Annotated in this window: 3 protein-coding genes; all 3 read left to right on the top strand. The window is 53.2% G+C overall.

Annotated elements, in window-relative coordinates:
* Nucleotides 1–656: diaminopimelate epimerase (gene dapF, locus AC1DUA_RS31430; RefSeq protein WP_477503480.1), on the top strand; the 656-nt coding region annotated here is incomplete at its 5' end.
* 96 nt (nt 657–752) lie between these two features.
* Entirely contained in the window at nt 753–2,627 is a 1,875-nt protein-coding gene (locus tag AC1DUA_RS31425; RefSeq protein WP_477503481.1) for a bifunctional homocysteine S-methyltransferase/methylenetetrahydrofolate reductase, read from the top strand.
* Between the two features lie 41 nt (nt 2,628–2,668).
* A partial coding sequence (locus AC1DUA_RS31420) for a YicC/YloC family endoribonuclease (protein WP_477503479.1) occupies nt 2,669–3,073 on the top strand: 405 nt, incomplete at its 3' end.

Genomic DNA, 3,073 nt, shown 5'->3' with positions numbered 1-3,073 from the left:
TTATTAACTCCGACGGGTCTGAAGCTGAGCAATGCGGCAATGCGATTCGTTGCGTGTCTAAATATGTTTACGATCACAAGCTCACTAACGCAACAGAGATTACGGTTGAAACCTTGGGAGCAGGCGTACAGAAGGTTCAACTGAATGTGCAAGAGGGGAAAGTCGCGACGGTCCGGGTGGATATGGGGCAGCCGATTCTACAAGGGCTCGAAGTTCCTACGACTGTAGATGAGGCCCAAGTAATCAACCATCCGATTGAAGTGGATGGAAGAGAGTTCCGGTTTACAGCCGTTTCAATGGGCAATCCGCACTGTGTCATTTATGTGGATGATGCGGTGAATTTCGACCTTGCCGTATGGGGGCCGAAACTTGAAGTGCACCCTATGTTCCCGCGTAAAATCAATGTGGAGTTCGCTACGGTGAAGAATCGCGCGTTCACGGATATGCGCGTTTGGGAGCGGGGCGCAGGGCCTACGCTTGCTTGTGGAACCGGTGCTTGTGCGACGTTGGTATCTTCCGTGCTTAATGGGCTTTCTGATCGACAGGCTACGGTTTCGCTGAAAGGCGGAGATCTTTTCATCGAATGGAATGAAGAAGATAATCACGTTTATATGACAGGGCCTGCCGAAGAAGTGTATCAGGGGACGCTGGACTAGCACGATATCAGAATGATTGATAAAGGTTTATCTTAATATCTCCCATCATTTGTGATACATTATAACTACATTTTTTTAGTAAGCGGGGAGATTATGATGAAACTGGATCTTCGAGCGGCGCTGCAGCGGGAAATTTTGACTGGTGACGGCGCGATGGGGACTTATTTATATCAGATGGGATTTCCGGTAGGCATTTCTTATGAAGAACTGAATCTACTTAGACCGGAAACGGTTGCTGATGTGCACCGCCGCTATTTTGAGGCAGGTGCTCGTCTTATTGAAACGAATACCTTCTCGGCTAACCGTGAAAAATTATCTAAGTATGGGTTAGAGGGAGATGTTGAAGCGATCAACCGTGCAGGTGTAGAGCTTGCGCGGAAGGTTGTCGGAGATGGTGCTTATGTTGTTGGAGCGATAGGTTCGATCCGTGCTGGCAAACGCAAAAATGTTCGCACCGCTGATGTCGAAGAATCGCTGCGTGAGCAGATCTCCATTCTTCTGGATTCACCGGTGGATGGACTTATGCTCGAARCCTTCTATGATTTGGAAGAGCTTCAGCTGGCGCTGCGCATGATCCGCAGCATGAGCGATCTGCCGGTGATTTGCCAGTTCGCGAACGAAGGAACCGGCAGCACACAGGACGGCGTTCCGCTACAGGAGGCTTTCCTGCGGCTGCGAGATGAAGGAGCCGACGTCATCGGCTTCAACTGCCGCGTCGGCCCGAACGGGATTCTCCGCTCGATGGAGAAGCTGACCCCGCTGGCCGGCGTGCCGTTCTCCGCGTTCCCGAATGCGGGACTGCCCGACTATGTCGACGGGCAGTACACGTATGCGGCGACGCCCCAGTACTTCGCCGAAAGCGCGCTGCGCTTCGCCGATCTCGGCGCGCGCATCATTGGCGGGTGCTGCGGCACCACGCCGGAGCATATCGCCGCAGTCGCGAAGGCGCTGCAGGACTACGTGCCGGCAGCGCCGGGCACGTCGGCTCCTGCGCGCGCTGTGCGCGTGCTGGAACCAGCGCCGGCGAAACCAGCGCCGCCGACAGGCAAACCTTCGCTGCTGGAGATCGTGAAGCAGCGCAAAACCGTCATTGTCGAGCTGGATCCCCCGCGGGATCTCGACATCGACAAATTTCTGCAGGGCTCGAAGGCCCTGCAGGATGCGAATGTCGACGCCATTACGATGGCCGACAATTCACTCGCGGTGACGCGCATGAGCAACCTGGCGCTCGGTTACCTCGTGCAGGATAAGCTTGGCGCGCGTCCGCTGATTCATATCGCGTGCCGCGACCGCAACATGATTGGGACGCAGTCCCATCTCATGGGGCTTCACGCGCTGGGCATTGACCATGTGCTGGCCGTGACCGGCGATCCCGCCAAATTCGGCGATCTCCCGGGGTCCAGCTCGGTTTACGACCTGACATCCTTCGAGATTATCCGGATGATTAAACAGCTGAACGAAGGGATTGCGTTCTCCGGCAAACCGCTGAAGCAGAAGGCAAACTTCGTAGTAGGAGCTGCTTTTAACCCGAATGTCAAGCATTTGGATAAAGCGGTTCAGCGTTTGGAACGCAAAATTGAAGCCGGCGCTGATTACATTATGACGCAGCCGGTGTACGACGCTAAGCTCATTGAACAAATTTATGAAGCGACCAAGCATCTGAATATACCGATCTTCATCGGGATTGCACCGCTCGCGAGCGGTGGGAACGCGGAGTATTTGCATAATGAAGTGCCAGGCATCCGTTTGTCGGATGAAGTTAGAATGCGCATGAGCGGACTTAAGGGTCCAGAGGGCCGTGCGATGGGCGTGGAGATTGCCAAAGAGCTGCTGGATGCGGCTATGCCTTACTTTAATGGCATCTATCTCATGACCCCTTTTCTAGCGTACGAGATGTGTGTTGACCTGACAAAGTATGTGTGGGAAAAGTCGAATCGTCATGATTTCCACTTGTACCCACTTTCAAAATGAATTAAAATAGGGTAATGGATGTGATTAGGATGATTTGCAGTATGACCGGATTCGGACAAGCGAATCGTTCTTTTGCCGGATACAACGTGTTTATCGATGTGAAATCGGTCAATCATAGGTATAGTGAAGTGTCGATTCGAATGCCGAAGGAATGGGCGGTCTTTGAAGACGCTTTGAAGAAAACGGTGCTGCAAGCTGTGAGGAGAGGACGCGTTGACGTCTTCGTTACAGCGGAACGTGAAGCGGCTTCCACCAAGAGCGTGACGGTTGACTTCGCTTTGGCAGATGCTTATTTGCAGGCTGCTGAGGAGTTGAAGGGGCGCTACGGGTACGCTGAGCAGGTCGGTCTCAAAGATTTATTAAGACTGCCAGATCTCATTCAGATGAAAGAGCTTCGCAAGGAGCCTGACGAAGAGATCGAGCAGGAATTGTGCGCCTGCTTGCAG

It is taken from the genome of Paenibacillus sp. 01T422, from assembly GCF_056398785.1.
This window is presented reverse-complemented; position numbering and strand designations above follow the sequence as displayed.